Genomic DNA, 20,907 nt, shown 5'->3' on the forward strand with positions numbered 1-20,907 from the left:
CTCTCGACAGCCTTGAGTGTGGATGACTCAAGTTTGGCTTGACTCCCGAAACCGGGCATTGCAAACTTGAGCCTGTGCCACTCACTTAGGGTGAGGAAGCTGAGAAACACCAGCACGACAATCCGGCCGAACCCTGGCCGGAGTGCTGCAACACGTAGGAGGAATCACTATGGCTCGTGCGGTCGGTATCGACCTCGGGACCACCAACTCGGTCGTGGCAGTGCTCGAAGGCGGCGAGCCCGTAGTGGTCGCCAACTCCGAGGGCTCGCGCACCACCCCGTCGATCGTCGCCTTCGCCAAGAACGGCGAGGTGCTCGTCGGCCAGCCCGCGAAGAACCAGGCGGTCACCAACGTCGACCGCACGATCCGCTCGGTCAAGCGCCACATCGGCACCGACTGGACCGTCGCCATCGACGACAAGAAGTACACCTCGCAGGAGATCAGCGCGCGCACGCTGATGAAGCTCAAGCGCGACGCCGAGGCGTACCTCGGTGAGGAGATCACCGACGCCGTCATCACCGTCCCCGCCTACTTCGAGGACGCGCAGCGACAGGCCACCAAGGAAGCGGGCCAGATCGCCGGCCTGAACGTGCTCCGCATCGTCAACGAGCCCACCGCGGCCGCGCTGGCGTACGGCCTCGACAAGGGTGAGAAGGAGCAGACCATCCTGGTCTTCGACCTCGGTGGCGGCACCTTCGACGTGTCCCTGCTCGAGATCGGCGACGGTGTCGTCGAGGTCCGCGCGACCTCCGGTGACAACCACCTCGGCGGCGACGACTGGGACGAGCGAGTCGTCAACTGGCTCGTCGACAAGTTCAAGGCGTCCAGCGGCATCGACCTGACCAAGGACAAGATGGCCCTGCAGCGTCTGCGCGAGGCCGCGGAGAAGGCGAAGATCGAGCTGTCGTCCTCGCAGTCGACCTCCATCAACCTGCCCTACATCACCGTCGACGCGGACAAGAACCCGCTCTTCCTCGACGAGCAGCTCACCCGCGCCGAGTTCCAGAAGATCACCTCCGATCTGCTGGACCGCACCCGCGCACCGTTCCAGTCCGTCATCAAGGACGCGGGCATCTCCGTCGGCGACATCGACAACGTCGTGCTCGTCGGTGGCTCCACCCGCATGCCTGCCGTGTCCGACCTGGTGCGTGAGCTGACCGGTGGCCGTGAGCCCAACAAGGGCGTGAACCCGGACGAGGTCGTCGCCGTCGGCGCCGCCCTGCAGGCCGGCGTCCTCAAGGGCGAGGTCAAGGACGTGCTGCTCCTCGACGTCACCCCGCTGTCCCTCGGCATCGAGACCAAGGGTGGCGTGATGACCAAGCTCATCGAGCGCAACACCACCATCCCGACCAAGCGGTCCGAGACCTTCACCACTGCCGACGACAACCAGCCGTCCGTGCAGATCCAGGTCTTCCAGGGTGAGCGCGAGATCGCCTCGCACAACAAGCTCCTCGGCTCCTTCGAGCTCGCGGGCATCCCGCCGGCCCCGCGCGGCGTGCCGCAGATCGAGGTCACCTTCGACATCGACGCCAACGGCATCGTGCACGTCACCGCGAAGGACAAGGGCACCGGCAAGGAGAACACGATCAAGATCCAGGACGGCTCCGGCCTGTCCAAGGAGGAGATCGACCGGATGGTCAAGGACGCCGAGGCGCACGCCGAGGAGGACAAGGCCCGCCGCGAGGAGGCCGAGGTCCGCAACCAGGCCGAGTCGCTGGTGCACCAGACCGAGAAGTTCATCAAGGACAACGAGGACAAGGTCCCGGCCGACGTCAAGGAGAAGGTGCAGGCCGCGATCACCGAGGCCAACACCGCCCTGGCCGGCAGCGACATCGCCGCAGTCAAGTCCGCGGTCGAGAAGCTCGCCACCGAGTCCCAGGCACTGGGGCAGGCGATCTACGACGCGCAGGCCGCAGAGTCCGCCGCCGCCGGTGACGGTGCCGGCCCGGCCCAGGACGGCGACGTCGTCGACGCCGAGGTCGTGGACGAGCCGAGCGACCAGGACAAGAAGTGACGGCGGAGAACCCCGACCGCGAGTCGGCCGACGCGCCCGTCGTCGACGCCGACACCACCCCGGCCGCCGCTGACGCGGCGGCCGGGCCCGCGGCGGAGATCGAGGTCGACGAGCTGGCCAAGGCCATCGTGGAGCGGGACCAGGCTGTCAAGGACCTGGGCTACGCGAAGGCCGATCACGCCAACGACCTGCGCAAGTTCAAGATCCGTCAGGCCGAGGCGGTGGACAACGCCAAGGTCGCGATCGTCACCAAGTTCCTCGACGTGGCCGACGACCTCGACCGGGCCCGCGCCCACGGCGACCTCGACTCGGGTCCGCTGAAGGCACTGTCCGACAAGCTGTCCGGCGTGTTCGACGGCATCGGGCTGATCGCGTTCGGGCAGGAGGGCGACGTCTTCGCTCCGGATCTGCACGAGGCCGTGCAGATGGAGGGCGAGGGCCACAACCCGGTGCTCGGCACGGTGCTGCGCAAGGGATACAAGCTCGGCGATCGCGTGCTCCGGCACGCGATGGTGACGGTCACCGACGGCGAGCCCGCCGCGGACGAGTCCGCACAGTAATCACACAAGTAACAGTGAGAGGAGGAGGCACCCGGTGAGCCAACGGGAGTGGATCGAGAAGGACTTCTACAAGGACCTGGGTGTCTCCTCCGACGCCTCGGCCGACGAGATCAAGAAGGCCTACCGGAAACTGGCGCGGGACCTGCATCCCGACGCCAATCCCGGTGACACCGCCGCCGAGGAACGCTTCAAGGCGGTCAGCGAGGCCAACGCAGTGCTGTCGGACCCCGCCAAGCGCAAGGAGTACGACGAGACCCGCCGGCTGTTCGCAGGCGGTGGCGGCGGCTTCGGTCGCGGCGGTTTCGCGCCCGGCGGCGAATACACCACCGGCGGTACCGGCTTCAGCGGCGAATTCAACATCGGCGACCTGTTCGGCGGCGGCGCCGGCGGTGACGGCGGCCTCGGCGACCTGTTCGGTGGCCTGTTCGGTGGGCGCGGGGGCACCCGCACCACCGCGGCCCGGCCGCAACGCGGCTCCGACGTGGAGGCCGAGACCACCCTGCCCTTCCGCGAGGCGGCGACCGGCGTCACCGTGCCGCTGCGCCTGACCAGCCCCGCGTCGTGCACCACCTGCCACGGCAGCGGCGCCAAGCCGGGCACCAGCCCGCGAGTGTGCCCGCGCTGCAACGGTTCCGGCATCGTCAGCCGCAACCAGGGCGCCTTCGGATTCAGCGAGCCCTGCGACGACTGCCGCGGCACCGGCTCGATCATCGACGACCCGTGCTCCGACTGCCACGGCACCGGCGTGCAGAACCGCACCCGCTCCATCACCGTCCGCATCCCCGCCGGCGTCAGCGACGGGCAGAAGATCCGCCTCGCCGGCCAGGGCGAGGCCGGCATGCGGGGCGCACCGTCCGGCGACCTGTACGTCACCGTGCACGTCAACCCGGACAAGGTGTTCGGCCGCAGCGGCGACGACCTGACCGTCATCGTGCCGGTCAGCTACGGCGAACTGGTGCTCGGCACCACGCTGTCGGTCCCGACCCTGGAGGGACGCGTCGGAGTGAAGGTCCCCGCCGGCACCGTCGACGGTCGCATCCTGCGGGTCCGCGGGCGCGGCGTACCCAAGCGCTCAGGTGGCGCCGGCGACCTGCTGGTGACCGTCAAGGTCGCGGTGCCCACGCATCTCGACGAGAAGGCCACCGAGGCACTGGCCGCGTACCTCGAGGTCGAGAAGGCAAGCGGATTCGATCCGCGCGCAGGCTGGGCCGGTGCCTGATGGCCCGGTACCGTACCGACACCACACTCAGGACCGTGCGGAGGTGAGTCATGGCCAAGGATCAGAACCAGGACGGCGCGCTCGACCCCGATGCACAGGTCTTCGTCATCTCGGTGGCGGCCGAACTGGCGGGGATGCACGCGCAGACGCTGCGTAACTACGACCGACTCGGACTGGTCACCCCGCACCGCACCACCGGCGGCGGACGCCGGTACTCGCCGCGGGACGTCGCCCTGCTGCGGGAGGTGCAGCGGCTGTCCCAGGACGAGGGCGTCAACCTCGCGGGGATCAAGCGGATCATCGAACTGACCAACGAGGTGCAGGCCCTGCAGAGCCGCGTCACCGAGATGGCCGCGGAGATCGCCCGGCTCGCCACCGGTTACCGCCGCGACCTGGTGCCCGTGCCCCGCAACAACTCCATCGTCGTCTGGAAGCCGCGCCACGAGCGCTGACACCACCGCCCACCAATGACCGAATGTGGGATTCGATCAGTCCAACTGATCGAATCCCACATTCGGTCATTCGTGGATAGGGGGGTGGCGGCTAGCTGGAACCGAAGAGGGGACGCGGGCCGACGGTGTACCCGGCGTTGAGGTACGGGAAGCCGGTGTCCATCCGGCTGTCGAGGCGGTATCGGCCTGCGGCCTGTCCCTCGAGTCGGGTGCCGTTGAGGTCCCCGCCGTTGTACGAGTAGTTGTTGGCCATGAAGACCGCGTCACCACCCGGCACCGAGTACGTGACGTCGACCCCGATGCCGCCCGGATCGCTGTTGGCCGCGGTCACGATCGACTGCGAGTGCGCCGGAATGATCGCCTGCGGCCCGTTGATCCACCGCCCGTACGGGTTGTCCGACCCCTGCAGGATCATCGTGTCGTTCGTGTCGTTGGTGATGGTCATCGCGACGGTCGGGCCGGTGGCGGGGAGGGTGCCCGCGGTTGCGGTGCCGCCGACGGCGACGGCGGTGCCGACCGCGACGAGTGCGGCCAACGGCAGGACCGCATAGCGGGCGAGGTGGCGGGACGGGGTGCTGATCATGTCTTCTTCCTTTGCAGTGGTGAGGATTTCGGGATCGAGGGGTGAGGAAGCGGCCGCGCGCACCTGCGTCGCACGGCCGCCCCCTCCGGCCTGCTGGTCTGTCTCGTCGTCACGGCGTCCCGACGAGGGTGTAGGTGGCGGACATGTCGGGGTGACCGGCATGGACCGTGCGGCCCAGGCTCCAGCGGTCGCCGCCGGTGACCTCGGTGCCGTCGAGGTCGACGCCCGTCCCGAAGTTGTTGGCGGCGAACGTGGCCCGCGCATTCCCGGGCAGCTGGTAGGTCGCCGAGATCGCGCCGCCCGGATCCTGGGTGAGTGCCGTGACGACCACCGTGGTGTGGGGCGGGATCGTGTCGGGCGGGGCGGAGCGCCACCAGCCGAACCCCGGTGACCGGTCCACGAGGTGGATCGGGACCGCCGAGCGGTTGGTGATCGCCATCGCGATCGTCGGACGTGTGCTCGCGGTCGCGACCCCACCGAACGCGACCGCGGCGCCGGTGGCCGCGAGCGCGGCGGCGGGCTGGGTGAGAAATCGGGTGACCCGACCGGTGGTGGTTTTCATGACAGCTCCTGTGGTGCCGTGGTCTCTTGGTTGGTGCCGGACTGTCGTTCCCGGCGATGTGACCAACTGTGCGCCGGACCGCGCGCCCGGCGCGTCCGCCGTCCGGTCCACGTTCGGGACGACATCGGTGTCCCCCGATCGGGGGAGGACGAGCATCCGTCCAATCGGGTGCCTGTCCGACGGGACCGTGAGACAGTGAGCCATGGCCGGTTCCGGCTCCGCGGGAACGAACGTCGCGAAGGTGCGGGTGGTCGTCGGCGACGATCACCCGATGTTCCGTGAGGGCGTGGTGCGGGCACTGACCGGCAGCGGCCTGGTCGAGGTGGTCGGGGAGGCGGACGACGGCATCGCGGCGCTGGACCTGATCCGCGCCGAGCACCCGCAGGTGGCACTGCTCGACTACCGGATGCCGCACCTGGACGGCGCGCAGGTCGCGGCGGCGGTCCGACGCGACGAGCTCGGCACGCGGGTGCTGCTGCTGTCGGCGCACGACGAGTCGGCCATCGTCTATCACGCGCTGCAGTCGGGGGCTTCCGGGTTCCTGCCGAAGGAATCGACCCGTGCGGACATCGTCACCGCAGTCCTCGACTGCGCGAAGGGCCGCGACGTGCTGCCCGCGGATGTCGCCGCGGGCCTGGTCGGCGAGGTGCACCGTCGGGCCGAGCCGTCCGGGCCTGCGCTGAGTGCTCGCGAACGGGAGGTGCTCGCCGGCATCGCCCGTGGGCAGAGCCTTCCCGCGATCGCCGCCGACCTGTTCCTGGCCCCCTCGACCGTCAAGACCCATGCGCAGCGGCTGTACGAGAAGCTCGGCGTCTCGGATCGGGCCGCTGCGGTCGCCGAGGCGATGCGTCGAGGGTTGCTGGAGTGACCGAGTTCGCGGACCGGGTGATCGGACGGTACGAGGCGCAGACCGTCCGGGTCGCCGCGGTGCTGCGGCTGCCGCTGATCGTCCTGATCGCGACGCTGGGTCCCGTTGTCCCGGTGGAGCACTGGATGCCGGCGGTGTTCTGGACCGTGCTGGCCTGCTATGCCGTCGTGGCGGTGGTGTGGCTGGCGGTGGTGTGGCGTGGGCGGGTCGGATCGTGGGCGGGCTGGGTCTCGACGGCCGTCGACATCACCGCGCTGCTTGCGCTGTGCGTGGCGTCCGGCGCCGGGACCGCCCAGCTGCTGCCGGTGTTCTTCGTGCTGCCGGTGGCGGTGGCGTTCCAGTACCGCCCCGGACTCACCGCGGCGCTCGGGTTGTGCACGGCCGCCGGGTTCTACGTGGTGTGGCTGTTCTACGCGGTGCGCGACGACACCGTCGACCTGCCCGGCGTCGTCTACCTCTACGTGGGGTTCCTGCTGTGGCTGACCGCCGCGACGACCGCGCTCTGCACGGTGCTGGTGCACCGCTCCGGGACCGTGGTGGGGCTGCTCGACGTCCGTCGCCGACTGCTGGCGGAATCGATGGATGCCGAGGAACGCGAGCGTCGGCGGCTCGCCGAGCACCTGCACGACGGCCCGCTGCAAACGGTGCTCGCGGCCCGGATGGATCTGGAGGAGGCGCTGGAACGGACCGCGGACCCGGCGGTGGCCGCGGCGGAGTCGGCGTTGCGGGTGGCGGCCGGGCAGCTGCGCTCCACGGTCACCACGCTGCATCCCCAGGTGCTCGAGCAGTTGGGACTGGCGGCCGCGCTCCGGGAGCTGGGGGAGGCGTCCGCCCGTCGGTCGGGACACGCCGTGCGCCTGGACCTCGACGACGTGGGGCGCCACCCGGAAGGCGAGGCGCTGCTCTACCGCACCGCGCGGGAGGCGTTGGCGAACGTGGAGCGGCACGCTCGTGCCGGCACCGTCGAGATGCGCCTGACCCGGGATGCCGACTCGATCGGACTGGTCGTCGCCGACGACGGCGTCGGATTCGACCCCGCCGTCCTCCCGGAGCGGGTGGGCGAGGGACACATCGGCCTCGCGTCGGCGGCACTGCGCGTCGAGGCGGTCGGCGGCACTCTCGACGTGGTGTCGGCGCCCGGCGCGGGAACACGCGTCGAGGTGCGGGTGCCCGACGGCGGCGGGTGAACCGACGTGGGACCGGCGAGGCCCTCTCGCGCCGTCAGCCGCCGGTGACCGGGCAGCCCGAGGCGCCCGTCCGGGTCACGAAGTTCGGCCGCACGTCCAGGTCCGGCGCGTCGTAGAGCCGGTGGTAGGTCGGCGTCAGCGATGCCGACATCGGCGGATTGATCCAGGACCAGTCGGTCGGGCAGGTTCGACCGGCCGCCTCCTCCCGCCCGACGAAGTCGAGGAACTGCTCGGCGACGGTGTGGTGGTCGACCATGATCACGCCGGCCTCGCGGTAGCTGTGGATGACGGCCCGGTTCAGCTCGACCAGGGCGCGGTCGCGCCACAGCGTGCGGTGCGAACTCGTGTCCAGGCGGAGCTTGGCCGCGATCGTCGGCAGCATGTCGTACCGGTAGGTGTCGGAGAAGTTGCGCGCCCCGACCTCGGTGTTGACGTACCAGCCGCTGAACGGTGCACACGGGTAGGTGAGGCCGCCGACCTCGAGGTCCATGTTCGACACCGCCGGCACCGCGTGCCACTTGAGCCCGAGGTCGGCGAACCATTTGTAGTTCGGGTGGGTGAGCGGCACCTCCAGCACCAGCTCGCGGGGCACGTCGAACCAGCGCATCGGTTCGTCCGGTGTGGAGATCAGCAGCGGGAGGACGTCGAACCGGGTGCCCTCGCCCCGCCAGCCGAGCCGGGTGACCAGTTCGGTCAGCTCCACGTGCGCGGGATCGCCGGTCACGGAACCGTCGGCGTGGCGGTAGCCGGCGTAGCGGATCAGCTGAGGGCTGAGGATGCGGTATTCGCGGCCCTCGTCGAGGGGGCGCGGTCCGATCGTGATGACGGACTGCAGCGCACCTCCGTTCGTCGCGACGCGCAGGTGCTCCCAGCACGCTTCCGCCAGTTGCTCCGCCGTTGCCGCGTCGCGAGCATCGATCAGCTTCAGCGTGCGCCAGTGCTTGCGGCCGACGCAGCGGGCGTGGTTGCGCCAGGCGAGCTTGGCGCCGACCAGCAGCTCCTCGGCGGTGTGTTCGTAGCGTCCGGTCAGCGTGAACTCGTCGATCGCCTCCCGCGCCCGCGTAGCGGGCAGATGGGACAGTTCGGGCAGGGCGTAGAACTCCGCGCACTCACGCAGCCGGCGTTCCGACTCCTGTACGGCCTGCGTCCCGATCGCTGTTCGTTCGCTGCTCAGTGACTCGTCCCCAACGGCAATGACCACGACCTCGAAGCTCCTTTCTTACGCTGTCCGAAACAACGTCGGGCGCAGCCTAGTGGGATCGCTCACAACCGTCGATCCAGCGTGGGGGCCCCTTCGATTTTGTGAGATCCGCCGCATAGAATCACTCAAACCCAATCGGCGGCCGCCGAGTCTGCGCTCTGTCAGGACGCCGACGGTCGCCGTTCGCGCGCGGAACGGGGACAGTGCGGTGGACGCAACGAAGATTTCGCTAGTCCGGACGACTTTCAAGGCAGTCGCCGCGGTCGACGACGGACCCGAGCGGCTGGCCCGCTCGTTCTACGCGATCCTCTTCTCGCACTACCCGGGCACACGCGAGTTCTTTCCCGCAGCAATGGACGTCCAGCGCGACCGGCTGCTGCGGGCGATCGGCTACGTCGTCGGCAAGCTCGACGAGACCGACCAGATCGTGCCGTTCCTCGCCCAGCTCGGCCGCGACCACCGCAAGTACGGCGTCACCGACGAGCACTACATCGCCGTCGGCAACGCGCTGATCACCGCGCTCGAGGACTTCGCGGGCAACGAGCTGTGGACCGAGGAGGTCGACCAGGCCTGGCGCGAGGCGATCGCACTGATCGCGTCCGTGATGATCGAGGCCGCGCACTCGGAGTCGGGACCGCGGACCTGGGTGGGTCGGGTCGTCGAGCACAACCAGGTGCTTCGGGACGTCGCCGTGGTCCGGCTCCAACTCGACCAGCCGATGCACTACAGCGCCGGCCAGTACGTCAGCGTCAGCGTCCCGGGACGGCAGCGGATGTGGCGGTACCTGTCGCCGTCGATCCCGGCCAACGACGAGGGCCAGATCGAGTTCCACATCCGCCGCGTCTCCGGTGGCTGGGTCAGCCCCGCCATGGTGGGGCAGACCGCGCTCGGTGACGAGTGGCTGATCGCCTCGCCGCTGGGCGCGCTCGGCATCGACCGGGCGTCCGGGCGCGACCAGCTGATGATCGGTTCCGGCACCGGCATCGCGCCCCTGCGCGCGCAGGTGATGGAGATGGCGATGCGGGGCAGCAACCCCCGCGTGCACCTGTTCGTCGGCGGCACCTACCCCTGCGACCTGTACGACCTGGAAACCCTCTGGCAGCTGGCGCGGACCAACCCGTGGCTGACGGTGATCCCGGTGTCCGAGCAGGACACCGATCCGTGGTGGCACTTCGACCCGGTCCCGACGCCACCGCCGGGCATGCACCAGCGTCTGACCGGCAAGCTCGGCGAGGTCGTCGCGGAGTTCGGGGCCTGGGAGGACCGCGACATCCAGATCGTCGGATCGCCGTCGATGGTGAAGACCGTCAAGTACCGGCTGCAGGCCAAGGGAACGCCGATGGAGAACATCCGGCACGATCCGCTCTTCTGATCGGCCGCGGGCCGGTCTTCTGATCGTCCGCGGGGCGGGGCCGGGTCAGCCGACCTGGATGGCGCCGGCCGGGGTGCCGGTGTCGACGAGGGCACGGACGGTGGAGCGGACCATCGCGGGCGACCCGACGACGAGCACCTGGTGGTCGACGTACGCGCCGTACGAGCTCACCACCTCGGCGAGGGTGCCCTGGATGTAGTGGTCCTCGCCGTACCCGGCGGCGCCGCGGACCCGCTCGTACCACTGGTCGGACCAGGCGGGGTCGACGATCTCCTCGACCACCGGGATCACGGTCAGCCACTCGAGCTGCTCGTCGAGCAGCCACAGCATGTCCGAGGCGTACAGGTCACGCGGGTACCGGCCGCCGATGAACAGGAAGACCCGCGGCGGCTGCGGGCGCCGCGTGAGGTCGAGGATCAGGGCCCGCAGCGGGGCGAGGCCGGTGCCGCCCGCGACCATGATCACCTCGCGGGCATCGGGGTCGATCGACAGTCGTCCGCTCGGTGCGCCGACCTGCCACTCGTCCCCGACGGCGGTGTCCGCGACGATCGCGCCGCTGAGCCATCCGGCGGGCACGGTCCGGACGTGGAACTCGAGCTTGCCGTCCAGCGACGGCGGCAGGGCCGGGGAGTAGCGCCGGCCCAGGTTCGGGTTCTGCGGCACGATCACGCCGATCGACTGGCCCGCGGCGAACGGGACGAACTCGCCCTCGAGGCGGATGACGGCCAGGTCCTCACGCAGCCGGTGGTGCTGCACCACTGTCACCGTAGTCAGTTCCACCTGCTGCTCGTCCGCGGTCTGCATGAGGTCTCAGGGTAGTCGGATCGCGGCCCCGCTCAGCACAAACGAAACTGGCACTAGAACATGTGTCAGTTTTCGATCTACTGTGTGAGGCACACCACGCGCACCGGCGCCCACGAGAGCGGAGCATTCATGACCACCGACGTCCTGCATCGGCCGCAGTTCCTTGCGGATCTGCTGATCACGGCGCTCGAGCGCAACGCCGACCGTCCGGCTCTGTACCTCGGTGACGTCGTCCTGACGGGCGGACAGATGCGTGACCAGATCAGCAGCTTCGTCCAGGCGCTGGCCTCGCAGGGCGTCGGCAAGGGGTCGACGGTGGCGATGCTGTCGAAGAACCGGCCCGAGGTGCTCATCAGCGTCGGCTCGCAGATGATCCTCGGCTGCCGCAACACCGCCCTCGCCCCGATGGGGTCGATCGACGACCACGCCTACATCCTCGGCGACGCGGAGATCGAGACGCTGATCTTCGACCCCACCGCATTCGAGGAGCGGGCAGCCGAGCTCAAGGCCGCCGTCCCCACCCTGAAGAACTTCTTCTCCCTCGGCCCGTCCGAGGTCGGCACCGACATCCTCGCCCTCGCGGAGGGATTCCAGCCCACCCGTCTCGTCGCCGCGGACGTCGACGGCGACGACCCGTCGAGCATGGTCTACACCGGCGGCACCACCGGCAAGCCGAAGGGCGTGGTGAACACCTTCGCGTCCGGTGTGACGCTGCCGCAGATCCAGATGGCCGAATGGCAGTGGCCGGACGAGATGCGCTTCCTCGCCTGCACCCCGCTCTCGCACGCGGGCATGGCGTTCTTCGTGCCGACGCTGATGCGGGGCGGCTCGCTCGTCGTGCTGCCCGCCTTCGAGCCCGGCGCGGTGCTCGAGGCCATCGAGAAGCACAAGATCACCGCCACCATGCTGGTGCCGACGATGATCTACATGCTGCTCGACCACCCCGACCTGAAGACCCGCGACGTCTCCAGCCTGCAGACCCTCTACTACGGCGCCTCGGCGATGTCGCCTGCGCGACTGCGGGAGGGCATCGAGAAGCTCGGGCCGATCTTCTTCCAGTACTTCGGCCAGTCCGAGTGCGGCATGACGATCTCCGTGCTGCGCAAGGAGGAGCACGTCGTGGAATCGTCGAACAGCGGGGACCTCGATCGGCTCGCGTCGTGCGGTCGGCCGGTGCCGTGGCTGAACGTCAAGCTGCTCGACGACGACCTGAACGAGGTCCCGCAGGGCGAACTCGGCGAGATCTGCGTTCGCGGCCCGCTGGTGATGAAGGAGTACTGGAACAAGCCCGCCGAGACGGAGGAGGCGCTGCGCGGCGGCTGGCTGCACACCGGCGACATCGCCCGCGCCGACGCCGACGGCTTCCTGTTCATCGTCGACCGCAAGAAGGACATGATCGTCACCGGCGGCTTCAACGTCTTCCCCCGCGAGATCGAGGACGTCATCTCCGCGCACCCCGCGGTCGCGTCGGTCGCGGTTGTCGGTGTGCCGGACGAGAAGTGGGGCGAGGCGGTCAAGGCGTGCGTCGTGCTCCGCGACGGACAGACCGCGTCCGCGGAGGAACTCGCCGGGATGGTGAAGGAGGCGAAGGGCGCCGTGCACGCCCCGAAGTCGGTGGACTTCGTCGACAGCCTGCCGCTCACGCCGATCGGCAAGCTGGACAAGAAGGCCCTGCGCGCCCGGTACTGGGAGGGCTCGGCCCGGGCGGTGTAGGCGCTCCGCGCCCGTGAGTTCTCGTGGCCCCCGTACGGGCCAGAAGGACTCACGGGCGGCGCAGCCGCGGTAGCGTCGGCGCATGGCGACGTACCTGTTGCTTCCCGGCGCCGGATCGGATTCGTCGTACTGGCAGTTCGTGACGCCGCTCCTGCGTGCGCGTGGGCACGAGGTGATCGCACCCGACCTGCCCAGCGACGACGACTCGGCCGGGCTGGTCGAGTACGCCGACGTCGTGGTGGCCGCGGTCGGCGACCGCCCGGGGGTGATCCTGGTGGCGCAGTCGATGGCGGGTTTCCTCGTCCCGCTGGTGTGTTCGCGCATCGCGGTGGACCTCGTCGTGCTCGTTGCGGCGATGGTGCCGACCGCCGGCGAATCCGCGGGCGACTGGTGGGCGAACACCGAGCAGGCGGCCGCGCAGCGCGCCCTCGACGAGCGGGACGGCCGCGACCCGGACGCCGAGTTCGATCCGATGGTGACGTTCCTGCACGATCTCCCGCCCGAGACCCGGGCCCTCGCGATGACCGGTGCCCGTCGCCAGTCGAACACGCCGTTCGAGCAGACGCTGCCGATGCCGCCGTGGCCCGACGTGCCGACGCGGTTCCTGCTGTGCACCCGGGACCGGATGTTTCCCGCCGACTTCCTGCGTCGGCTGGTGCGGGACCGTCTGGGCATCGAACCCGACGAGATCGACTGCGGCCACCTGCCCGCGCTGGCCCGGCCGGACGAACTCGTCGAGCGATTCGAGGGGTACCGGGCCGCTCCCGTGTTCACGGAACCCGTCGACGATCAACGTTAGGCTCCCTCACGATCCGGCGGTGGATGCCGTCCGGTACGGAAGGTGGTGTGGACACGGTGGTGGCGGTGGGGACGGACCGCGCGAGCGCTGCCGCCGACCCGTCACCTCGTCCGACCTCCCGTCACGCGCGCCGGATCCTGGCGACCGCCGTGATCCTGGTGGCCGTCCAGACGGTGGTACGGGGCGTGCTCGCGCTCGGCGGCGACCTGTACTGGGACGACCTGATCCTGACCGGGCGGTCGGCGGCGCTGCCGCTGCTCTCGCCCGAGTTCCTCCTCTACAACCACGACGGCCACCTCATGCCGGCCGCATTCCTGACCGCCGGGGTGACGACGGCGCTCGCACCGCTGCAGTGGTGGGCGGCCGCGACGACCCTGATCGTCCTGCAGGTGGTGGCGGCGTTGGCCGTGCTGCGCGTGCTGTGGTTGCTGCTCGGACCGCGGCCCGCCGTGCTCGCCGTGCTGGCGCTGTACCTCTTCGCGCCGCTGACCGTGCCGTCGTTCGCGTGGTGGGCGGCCGGGCTGAACTCGCTGCCGATGCAGGCAGCGCTCGCCTGGGTGGCCGGCGACGCGCTGCTCCTCGCCCGGACCGGCCGGCGCCGGTACGCGCTGAGCGGCACGGTCGTCACCGCGGTCGCGTTGGCCTTCTTCGAGAAGTCGGTACTGGTGCCGCTGGTCGCCTTCGCGGTCGTGGCGCTCGTGTCGCGGGTCGACGGCGTCGCCGCGCCGCTGCGGACCGCGTGGCGGACCGGTCGTCGGCTGTGGCTCCCGGCGGCGGCCGTCGTCGCGTTGTGGGCGGGGGTGTACCTCTCCGTCGCCGAGACGGGCATGCGCGTCCCGTCCCGCGACGAGGCCGTGAGTTTCGTGCATCACGGGACGTCGCTGGGAGTGCTCCCGACCCTGCTCGGAGGTCCGTGGCGGTGGGAGCGGTGGCCGCCGGGACCGCCGTGGGCAACGCCACCGACCGGCCTGGTCGTGGCGAGTTGGATCGTCGTTCTGGTCGCGGTGGTCGTCGCGGTGCGGTGCAAGCAGCGCACCGGCTGGGTGTGGACGGCGATGGTGGCGTACGTGGCGGCCTCCGAAGTCGCGATGATGCTCGCCCGGTCCGGCCCGGACACGACCTACGAGATCGCGCAGACCCTGCGATACACCAGTGACAGTGCCGTCGTGCTGGCGCTCGGGCTCGCCCTGCTGGCCCGCGCGCCGAGCCGGCCGGACACCGGGCGCACCGGCGCCGCCGCCCGGTACCTGGCGACACCCGCAGTGGTGACCGCCGTCGTCGCGGGGCTGGTGGCGTCGAGCCTGTGGTCGACCGTCACCTTCATGCGCACCTGGCGGGACAATCCCGGCGCCGACTACCTGGACACCGCCCGCGCGTCGCTGGCCGCGCACCGGGACGTGCCGCTGCTCGACCAGCCGGTGTCACTGATGACGCTGCTGCCGGTCGCCGCGCCGTGGAACGGTGCCGCGCACGTCTTCGCCCCGTTGTCCGACCGCCCCGAGTTCGCCGACGCCACACCGGAACTGCGGGCACTCGACGAGTCCGGCAGGCTCGTGCACGCGACGGTGGAGGCGGTGCGGTGGACGGTCCAGGGGCCGGAACCGGGCTGCGGCACCCGGATCGGCCCGTCCGGTGGGGACGTGCCGCTGGGTGGGCCGCTGATGATCTGGCAGTGGACCGCCCAGCTGAACTACTGGGCGTCCGGGGACGGGACCGTCGCCGTCGGCCTCGGCGCAGGCGAGCCGGTCGTGGTGCCGGTGCGGGACGGCCTGAACCGGGTGTACGTGCGGCTGTACGGGACCGGCTCCCGGCTGTCGGTGCGGCCCCTGACGCCGGGCCTGGACCTGTGCCTCGGGGTGGGGCCGGTCGGGGTGGTGGTGCCGGGCACCGAGGTGATCCGGTGACCGCACCCGGGACCCGGGACGGAGCACCGACCGACCGGCGGGCGTTCGCCGCGCTGCTCGTCGTCGGCACCACACCGTGTGACCGGCAAGGCTCCGGGTCGTGAGCGTCCCCACGCGAAAGGCCCGCAACCCGGAGCGGGTGCGGGCCTATCGTGTGGGGGCGGTGCGACTCAGCCTCGCGCGGCCGCCAGGGCGTCGTTGAACGTGTGGCTCGGGCGCATCACGGCCGCGGTCTTCTCGGCGTCGGGCTGGTAGTAGCCCCCGATGTCCACCGGGTTGCCCTGCGCGTCGCCCAGCTCGCCGACGATGGTGTTCTCGTTCTTCGCGAGCGCCTCCGCCAGCGGCGCGAAGTGTGCGCGCAGTTCCTCGTCCTCGGTCTGAGCGGCGAGTTCCTGGGCCCAGTACATGGCGAGGTAGAACTGGCTGCCGCGGTTGTCGAGCTCACCGGTGCTGCGGGACGGGCTCTTGTCGTTCTCGAGCAGCTTGCCGGTCGCGGCGTCGAGGGTCTTGGAGAGCAACACCGCCTTCTTGCTGCCGGTCTTGATGCCGAGATCCTCGAGGCTGACGGCGAGAGCGAGGAACTCGCCGAGCGAATCCCAGCGCAGGTGGTTCTCTTCCGTCAACTGCTTGACGTGCTTGGGGGCCGAGCCACCCGCACCCGTCTCGTACAGGCCGCCACCGGCCATCAGCGGCACGACGGACAGCATCTTCGCGCTCGTGCCCAGTTCCAGGATCGGGAACAGGTCGGTGAGGTAGTCACGCAGGATGTTGCCGGTGGCCGAGATGGTGTCGAGCCCGCGGATGAGCCGTTCCATCGTGTACCGGATCGCGCGGACCTGCGACATGATCTGGATGTCGAGGCCCTCGGTGTCGTGGTCGGGCAGGTACTTCCGCACCTTCGCGATCAGCTCGTTCTCGTGGGGGCGGTACGGGTCCAGCCAGAACACGACCGGCATCCCGGAGTTGCGGGCGCGGGTGACGGCGAGCTTGACCCAGTCCTGGATCGGCTCGTCCTTGACGATGCACAGGCGCCAGATGTCGCCCTCTTCGACGTTCTGGGTAAGCAGGACCTCACCCGTCGCGAGGTCCGTGATGTTCGCGACGCCCGCCTCGGGGACCTCGAACGTCTTGTCGTGAGAGCCGTACTCCTCGGCCTTCTGCGCCATCAGACCGACGTTCGGCACGGTACCCATGGTGGTCGGGTCGAACGCGCCGTTGGTCTTGCAGAAGTTGATCATCTCCTGGTAGATCCGGAAGAAGGTGGACTCGGGGCTCACCGCCTTGGTGTCCTTCGGCCGGCCGTCGGCGCCGTACATCTTGCCGCCGGCCCGGATCATCGCGGGCATGGAGGCGTCGACGATGACGTCGCTGGGGGAGTGGAAGTTCGAGATGCCGCGCGCCGAGTCGACCATCGCCAGCTCGGGACGCTTCTCGTGGCACTTGTGGAGGTCGTCGATGATCTCCTCGCGCTGCGCGCTCGGGAGAGACTCGATCTTGCTGTACAGATCGGACAGGCCGTTGTTGACGTTCACACCCAGCGTGTCGAACAGCGCACCGTGCTTGGCGAAGGCGTCCTTGTAGAAGACCTTCACGGCGTGGCCGAAGACGATCGGATGGGACACGCGCATCATCGTCGCCTTGACGTGCAGGGAGAACATCATGCCCGTCTTGTAGGCGTCCTCCATCTGCTCCTCGTAGAACTCGATGAGCGCCTTCTTGCTCATGAACATGCTGTCGATCACGTCGCCGTCGGTGAGCGACACCTTCGGCTTGAGGACGATGGCCTCGCCGCTGGTGGTCAGCAGCTCCATCTTCACCTCACGGTCGCCGTCGACGGTCATCGACTTCTCGCCGTGGTAGAAGTCGCCGTGCCGCATGTGCGCAACGTGCGTGCGCGACGCCGGGGACCACTCGCCCATGCTGTGGGGATGCTTGCGGGCGTACTCCTTGACGGCCTTCGGTGCGCGGCGGTCCGAGTTGCCTTCGCGGAGAACGGGGTTCACCGCGCTTCCCAGGCACCGGGTGTACCGGTCCCTGATCTCGCTTTCCTCGGCGGTCTTCGGGTTCTCGGGGTAGTCGGGCAGCGCGTAGCCGTGCGCCTGGAGCTCCTTGATCGCAGCGAGAAGCTGCGGGACGGAGGCGCTGATGTTCGGCAGCTTGATGATGTTCGTCTCGGGCAGCTGCGTCAGCCGGCCCAGCTCGGCCAGGTTGTCCGGCACCCGCTGCTCTTCGGTCAGGTGGTCGCCGAACTCCGCGAGGATGCGGGCGGCCACGGAGATGTCGCTGGTTTCGACATTGATCCCGGCTGCCTCGGCGAAGGTGCGAATCACCGGCAGGAAGGCGTGGGTGGCGAGCATCGGCGCTTCGTCTGTCAGCGTGTAGATGATGGTTGGTTGTTCCACGCTCATGTTCTGTTCTGCTCCCGTCTCGGCCGGACACGTGTCGGTGTCCACGGCTCAGGTCAGGCCACGGGGTGATGGCCGTTGCCAGTATCGAGCATCGGGGTCTCGGTGGTGTCGGCGCCGTCCGGGTTTGCCCGGTTTCCAGGTCGACGGGCCTGCTCGAGCGGCTACGTCTCGGGGCCGGATCGCGGGGTGCCGTCGTTGCAGCCCGTGGTGACGCAGCCGGCGGAGCCGACAGGGGGAGGTCGTCACCGAACACGTGAGCACCAGGACTGCCTGGCCCGATACCCCAGCGGATACACCTGCCATTATCCGCGGGAGGGATTGGGTGCTGCCGAGGAGGCACCTGCTCGCGGCCGGGGACGCCGTCGCGGTCCCGGACTTCACCACGGAGGGCGAGATAACCCAACCGACGATGCGGCGTGCGACCAGGGGACCCGGGGCCTCGGTGTGGACTCGGACGAGGCGTCGGCCTCGGTCGGTCAGGGGCTCACCAGTCCTCGTCAGGTAAATTGAGCGGAACAGACTCAACCTTTCGTGCGTTGGTCTCTGTGACAGCGCCTCGACGGCCTAGGCTCGAGGCACGACCTACGTTTTCCCGAAGGGGTGACCAGTGGACTCGTTCTCTCCGACCACCAAGACTCAGGCTGCCCTGACAGCAGCGCTCCAGTCGGCATCCGCCGCCGGGAACCCGGACATCCGTCCGGCGCACCTGCTGGTGGCACTGCTCGACCAGACCGACGGCATCGCCGCGCCGCTGCTCAAGGCCGTCGGCGTCGACCCGACCGTCGTGCACCGCGAGGCGCAGACGCTCGTCGACCGGATGCCGCGCGCCACCGGCGCAACCACGCAGCCCCAGCTCGGTCGGGAGGCCATCGCGGCGATCACCGCCGCCCAGCACCTCGCCACCGAGATGGACGACGAGTACGTCTCCACCGAGCACGTCCTGTTCGGACTCGCGTCCGGTGACTCCGACGTCGCGAAACTGCTCGTCGGTCACGGCGCCACCCCGCAGGCACTGCGGGAGGCGTTCACCGCGGTCCGCGGCAGCGCGCGGGTGACGAGTCCCGACCCGGAGGGCAGCTACCAGGCGCTGGAGAAGTACTCGACCGACCTGACCGCCGCCGCGCGGGCAGGCAAGCTCGACCCGGTCATCGGCCGCGACACCGAGATTCGCCGTGTCGTGCAGGTGCTGAGCCGTCGCACCAAGAACAACCCGGTGCTCATCGGTGAGCCCGGTGTCGGCAAGACCGCCATCGTCGAGGGCCTCGCGCAGCGCATCGTCGCCGGCGACGTCCCGGAGTCTTTGCGCGGTAAGTCCGTCATCTCCCTCGACCTCGGTTCGATGGTCGCGGGCGCCAAGTACCGCGGTGAGTTCGAGGAACGGCTCAAGGCCGTCCTCGACGACATCAAGAACTCGGCCGGCCAGGTGATCACGTTCATCGACGAGCTGCACACCATCGTCGGTGCCGGCGCGACCGGGGAGTCGGCGATGGACGCCGGCAACATGATCAAGCCGATGCTCGCCCGTGGTGAGCTGCGGCTGGTCGGCGCCACCACCCTGGACGAGTACCGCCAGTACATCGAGAAGGACGCCGCTCTCGAGCGCCGCTTCCAGCAGGTTCTCGTCGGCGAGCCGTCCGTCGAGGACACCGTCGGCATCCTGCGCGGCCTCAAGGAACGGTACGAGGTGCACCACGGTGTGCGCATCACCGACTCGGCTCTCGTTGCGGCGGCGACCCTTTCGGATCGCTACATCACCTCCCGGTTCCTGCCGGACAAGGCGATCGACCTGGTCGACGAGGCCGCGTCGCGGCTGCGGATGGAGATCGACTCCCGTCCGGTCGAGATCGACGAGGTCGAGCGGAAGGTGCGCCAACTCGAGATCGAGGAGATGGCGCTGACCAAGGAGACCGACGCCGCCTCCCAGGACCGTCTGGCCAAGCTCCGCGAGGAACTGGCCGACGACCGGGAGAAGCTCAGCCAGCTCAACGCGCGCTGGCAGAACGAGAAGCAGGCCATCGACTCCGTCCGCGAGATCAAGGAACAGCTCGAGGTGCTGCGCGGCGAGTCCGAGCGTGCCGAGCGCGACGGCGATCTCGGCAAGGCCGCCGAGCTGCGGTACGGCCGGATCCCGGCGCTGGAGAAGGAACTCGACGCCGCGGTCGAGGCATCCGGCGGCGCATCCGATGGCGACGTGATGCTCAAGGAGGAGGTCGGACCGGACGACGTCGCGGACGTGGTCGCGGCCTGGACCGGCATCCCGGCCGGCCGGATGATGGAGGGCGAGACCGCCAAGCTGCTCCGGATGGAGACCGAACTCGGCAAGCGGGTCGTCGGCCAGGCCGAGGCCGTGCAGGCCGTGTCCGACGCGGTGCGCCGGGCGCGGGCCGGGGTCGCCGACCCGAACCGGCCGACCGGCTCGTTCATGTTTCTCGGCCCCACCGGCGTCGGCAAGACCGAGCTCGCGAAGGCGTTGGCGGACTTCCTGTTCGACGACGAGCGCGCCATGGTCCGGATCGACATGTCCGAGTACAGCGAGAAGCACTCGGTTGCTCGCCTCGTCGGCGCGCCTCCCGGGTACGTCGGCTACGAGACCGGTGGCCAGCTGACCGAGGCGGTGCGGCGACGGCCGTACACGGTCGTGCTGTTCGACGAGGTCGAGAAGGCGCACCCGGATGTGTTCGACATCCTGCTGCAGGTGCTCGACGACGGCCGGTTGACCGACGGGCAGGGCCGTACCGTCGACTTCCGCAACACCATCCTGATCCTGACCTCGAATCTCGGGGCGGGCGGTGACCGGGACCAGGTGATGGCGGCGGTGCGGTCGAAGTTCAAGCCGGAGTTCATCAACCGACTCGACGACGTCGTGATCTTCGAGCCGCTGTCGGAGGAGCAGCTCGAGTCGATCGTCGACATCCAGCTGGCCCAGCTGTCCACGCGGCTGCAGGCACGCCGGCTCACGCTGGACGTGTCGCCTGCGGCGCGGATGTGGCTGGCGGTGCGTGGCTACGACCCGCTCTACGGGGCGCGGCCGCTGCGCCGGCTGATCCAGCAGGCGATCGGCGACCAGCTCGCGAAGAAGCTGCTCGCGGGGGAGGTGCACGACGGCGACACCGTCGCGGTCAACGCCTCGGAGGACGGTGAAGGGCTGGTGCTCGGCTGATCGATCGTGGTGCGCGACCATTCGGTCGCCCGCCGGTCTGCTCCTCGTGCTCGTCGCGGTCCTCGGAATCGGTGCGGTGGCGGCTCGGTACGCGCGCAGTC

The 20,907-nt window shown here is 69.6% G+C and carries 16 protein-coding genes and 1 pseudogene; 12 read left to right on the top strand and 5 right to left on the bottom strand.

Annotation, left to right across the window (positions count from 1 at the left end):
• Window positions 1-169 precede the first annotated feature (169 nt).
• The 4 genes from dnaK to ACWDUM_RS25815 are packed head-to-tail and all read left to right on the top strand — an operon-like array spanning window position 170 to window position 4,245.
• Window positions 170-2,014 (top strand): molecular chaperone DnaK, encoded by a 1,845-nt coding sequence (dnaK, locus tag ACWDUM_RS25800; protein ID WP_450117008.1) that lies wholly within the window; start codon window positions 170-172, stop codon window positions 2,012-2,014.
• Window positions 2,011-2,574: a nucleotide exchange factor GrpE gene (gene grpE / locus ACWDUM_RS25805; RefSeq protein ID WP_450136183.1), complete on the top strand. Its 564-nt coding sequence runs from the start codon at window positions 2,011-2,013 to the stop codon at window positions 2,572-2,574. Before dnaK ends, grpE begins: the two co-directional genes overlap by 4 nt.
• A 34-nt stretch (window positions 2,575-2,608) precedes the next feature.
• Window positions 2,609-3,793 carry a molecular chaperone DnaJ gene (dnaJ, locus tag ACWDUM_RS25810; protein ID WP_450136184.1) on the top strand — a complete coding sequence of 395 codons (1,185 nt, stop codon included), beginning with the start codon at window positions 2,609-2,611 and terminating at the stop codon, window positions 3,791-3,793.
• Window positions 3,794-3,843: 50 nt separating this feature from the next.
• Entirely contained in the window at window positions 3,844-4,245 is a 402-nt protein-coding gene (locus ACWDUM_RS25815; protein ID WP_450117129.1) for a heat shock protein transcriptional repressor HspR, read from the top strand.
• A 91-nt stretch (window positions 4,246-4,336) separates the two neighbouring features.
• On the opposite strand, the gene ACWDUM_RS25820 is transcribed toward ACWDUM_RS25815, so the two are convergent.
• Both ACWDUM_RS25820 and ACWDUM_RS25825 read right to left on the bottom strand, forming a co-directional pair.
• Window positions 4,337-4,828: a hypothetical protein gene (locus ACWDUM_RS25820; protein ID WP_450136185.1), complete on the bottom strand. Its 492-nt coding sequence runs from the start codon at window positions 4,826-4,828 to the stop codon at window positions 4,337-4,339.
• A gap of 109 nt (window positions 4,829-4,937) precedes the next feature.
• Window positions 4,938-5,390: a hypothetical protein gene (locus tag ACWDUM_RS25825; RefSeq protein ID WP_450117131.1), complete on the bottom strand. Its 453-nt coding sequence runs from the start codon at window positions 5,388-5,390 to the stop codon at window positions 4,938-4,940.
• A gap of 202 nt (window positions 5,391-5,592) precedes the next feature.
• Between ACWDUM_RS25825 and ACWDUM_RS25830 the strand changes: the two genes are divergently transcribed.
• Complete coding sequence (locus ACWDUM_RS25830; protein WP_450136186.1) at window positions 5,593-6,258, top strand: response regulator; 666 nt, start codon at window positions 5,593-5,595, stop codon at window positions 6,256-6,258.
• Window positions 6,255-7,445: a sensor histidine kinase gene (locus ACWDUM_RS25835; protein WP_450136187.1), complete on the top strand. Its 1,191-nt coding sequence runs from the start codon at window positions 6,255-6,257 to the stop codon at window positions 7,443-7,445. The genes ACWDUM_RS25830 and ACWDUM_RS25835 overlap by 4 nt, the downstream gene beginning before the upstream one ends.
• 34 nt (window positions 7,446-7,479) lie before the next feature.
• Here ACWDUM_RS25835 and ACWDUM_RS25840 read toward each other — a convergent pair whose 3' ends face one another.
• Complete coding sequence (locus ACWDUM_RS25840; RefSeq protein WP_450136196.1) at window positions 7,480-8,619, bottom strand: nitric oxide synthase oxygenase; 1,140 nt, start codon at window positions 8,617-8,619, stop codon at window positions 7,480-7,482.
• A gap of 235 nt (window positions 8,620-8,854) precedes the next feature.
• Here ACWDUM_RS25840 and ACWDUM_RS25845 point away from each other — a divergent pair, with 235 nt between their 5' ends.
• Window positions 8,855-10,018, top strand: coding sequence for an FAD-binding oxidoreductase (locus tag ACWDUM_RS25845; RefSeq protein WP_450117134.1), 1,164 nt, complete (start codon window positions 8,855-8,857; stop codon window positions 10,016-10,018).
• Window positions 10,019-10,063: 45 nt separating this feature from the next.
• On the opposite strand, the gene ACWDUM_RS25850 is transcribed toward ACWDUM_RS25845, so the two are convergent.
• On the bottom strand, window positions 10,064-10,822 hold the full coding sequence (locus ACWDUM_RS25850; RefSeq protein WP_450136188.1) for an FAD-binding oxidoreductase: 759 nt from the start codon (window positions 10,820-10,822) through the stop codon (window positions 10,064-10,066).
• A 129-nt stretch (window positions 10,823-10,951) separates the two neighbouring features.
• Between ACWDUM_RS25850 and ACWDUM_RS25855 the strand changes: the two genes are divergently transcribed.
• From ACWDUM_RS25855 to ACWDUM_RS25865, 3 genes are all read left to right on the top strand, one after another.
• Window positions 10,952-12,535 carry an AMP-binding protein gene (locus ACWDUM_RS25855; RefSeq protein WP_450136189.1) on the top strand — a complete coding sequence of 528 codons (1,584 nt, stop codon included), beginning with the start codon at window positions 10,952-10,954 and terminating at the stop codon, window positions 12,533-12,535.
• 82 nt (window positions 12,536-12,617) lie between these two features.
• Window positions 12,618-13,334, top strand: coding sequence for an alpha/beta hydrolase (locus ACWDUM_RS25860; RefSeq protein WP_450136190.1), 717 nt, complete (start codon window positions 12,618-12,620; stop codon window positions 13,332-13,334).
• A gap of 23 nt (window positions 13,335-13,357) precedes the next feature.
• Window positions 13,358-15,238 (top strand): hypothetical protein, encoded by a 1,881-nt coding sequence (locus ACWDUM_RS25865; RefSeq protein WP_450136191.1) that lies wholly within the window; start codon window positions 13,358-13,360, stop codon window positions 15,236-15,238.
• A gap of 170 nt (window positions 15,239-15,408) precedes the next feature.
• Here the strand turns inward: ACWDUM_RS25865 and ACWDUM_RS25870 are convergent, their stop codons facing one another.
• Entirely contained in the window at window positions 15,409-17,646 is a 2,238-nt protein-coding gene (locus ACWDUM_RS25870) for an NADP-dependent isocitrate dehydrogenase (protein WP_450136192.1), read from the bottom strand.
• 255 nt (window positions 17,647-17,901) lie between these two features.
• Here ACWDUM_RS25870 and ACWDUM_RS25875 point away from each other — a divergent pair.
• Together ACWDUM_RS25875 and clpB are read left to right on the top strand one after the other, a co-directional pair.
• Window positions 17,902-17,983: pseudogene (locus ACWDUM_RS25875) on the top strand (peptide-methionine (S)-S-oxide reductase MsrA); the annotation flags it as partial.
• 270 nt (window positions 17,984-18,253) lie between these two features.
• Window positions 18,254-20,806 (top strand): ATP-dependent chaperone ClpB, encoded by a 2,553-nt coding sequence (clpB, locus tag ACWDUM_RS25880; protein WP_450117258.1) that lies wholly within the window; start codon window positions 18,254-18,256, stop codon window positions 20,804-20,806.
• The last annotated feature ends 101 nt before the right edge of the window (window positions 20,807-20,907 follow it).

It is taken from the genome of Rhodococcus sp. NPDC003322 (assembly GCF_053589555.1).

Coding starts and splice junctions, on each gene's coding strand:
- ACWDUM_RS25820 (WP_450136185.1), bottom strand. CDS start 4,828: ATGATCAGCACCCCGTCCCGCCACCTCGCCCGCTATGCGGTCCTGCCG.
- ACWDUM_RS25865 (WP_450136191.1), top strand. CDS start 13,358: ATGCCGTCCGGTACGGAAGGTGGTGTGGACACGGTGGTGGCGGTGGGG.
- ACWDUM_RS25825 (WP_450117131.1), bottom strand. CDS start 5,390: ATGAAAACCACCACCGGTCGGGTCACCCGATTTCTCACCCAGCCCGCC.
- ACWDUM_RS25815 (WP_450117129.1), top strand. CDS start 3,844: ATGGCCAAGGATCAGAACCAGGACGGCGCGCTCGACCCCGATGCACAG.
- ACWDUM_RS25855 (WP_450136189.1), top strand. CDS start 10,952: ATGACCACCGACGTCCTGCATCGGCCGCAGTTCCTTGCGGATCTGCTG.
- dnaK (WP_450117008.1), top strand. CDS start 170: ATGGCTCGTGCGGTCGGTATCGACCTCGGGACCACCAACTCGGTCGTG.
- ACWDUM_RS25850 (WP_450136188.1), bottom strand. CDS start 10,822: ATGCAGACCGCGGACGAGCAGCAGGTGGAACTGACTACGGTGACAGTG.
- ACWDUM_RS25870 (WP_450136192.1), bottom strand. CDS start 17,646: ATGAGCGTGGAACAACCAACCATCATCTACACGCTGACAGACGAAGCG.
- ACWDUM_RS25860 (WP_450136190.1), top strand. CDS start 12,618: ATGGCGACGTACCTGTTGCTTCCCGGCGCCGGATCGGATTCGTCGTAC.
- ACWDUM_RS25830 (WP_450136186.1), top strand. CDS start 5,593: ATGGCCGGTTCCGGCTCCGCGGGAACGAACGTCGCGAAGGTGCGGGTG.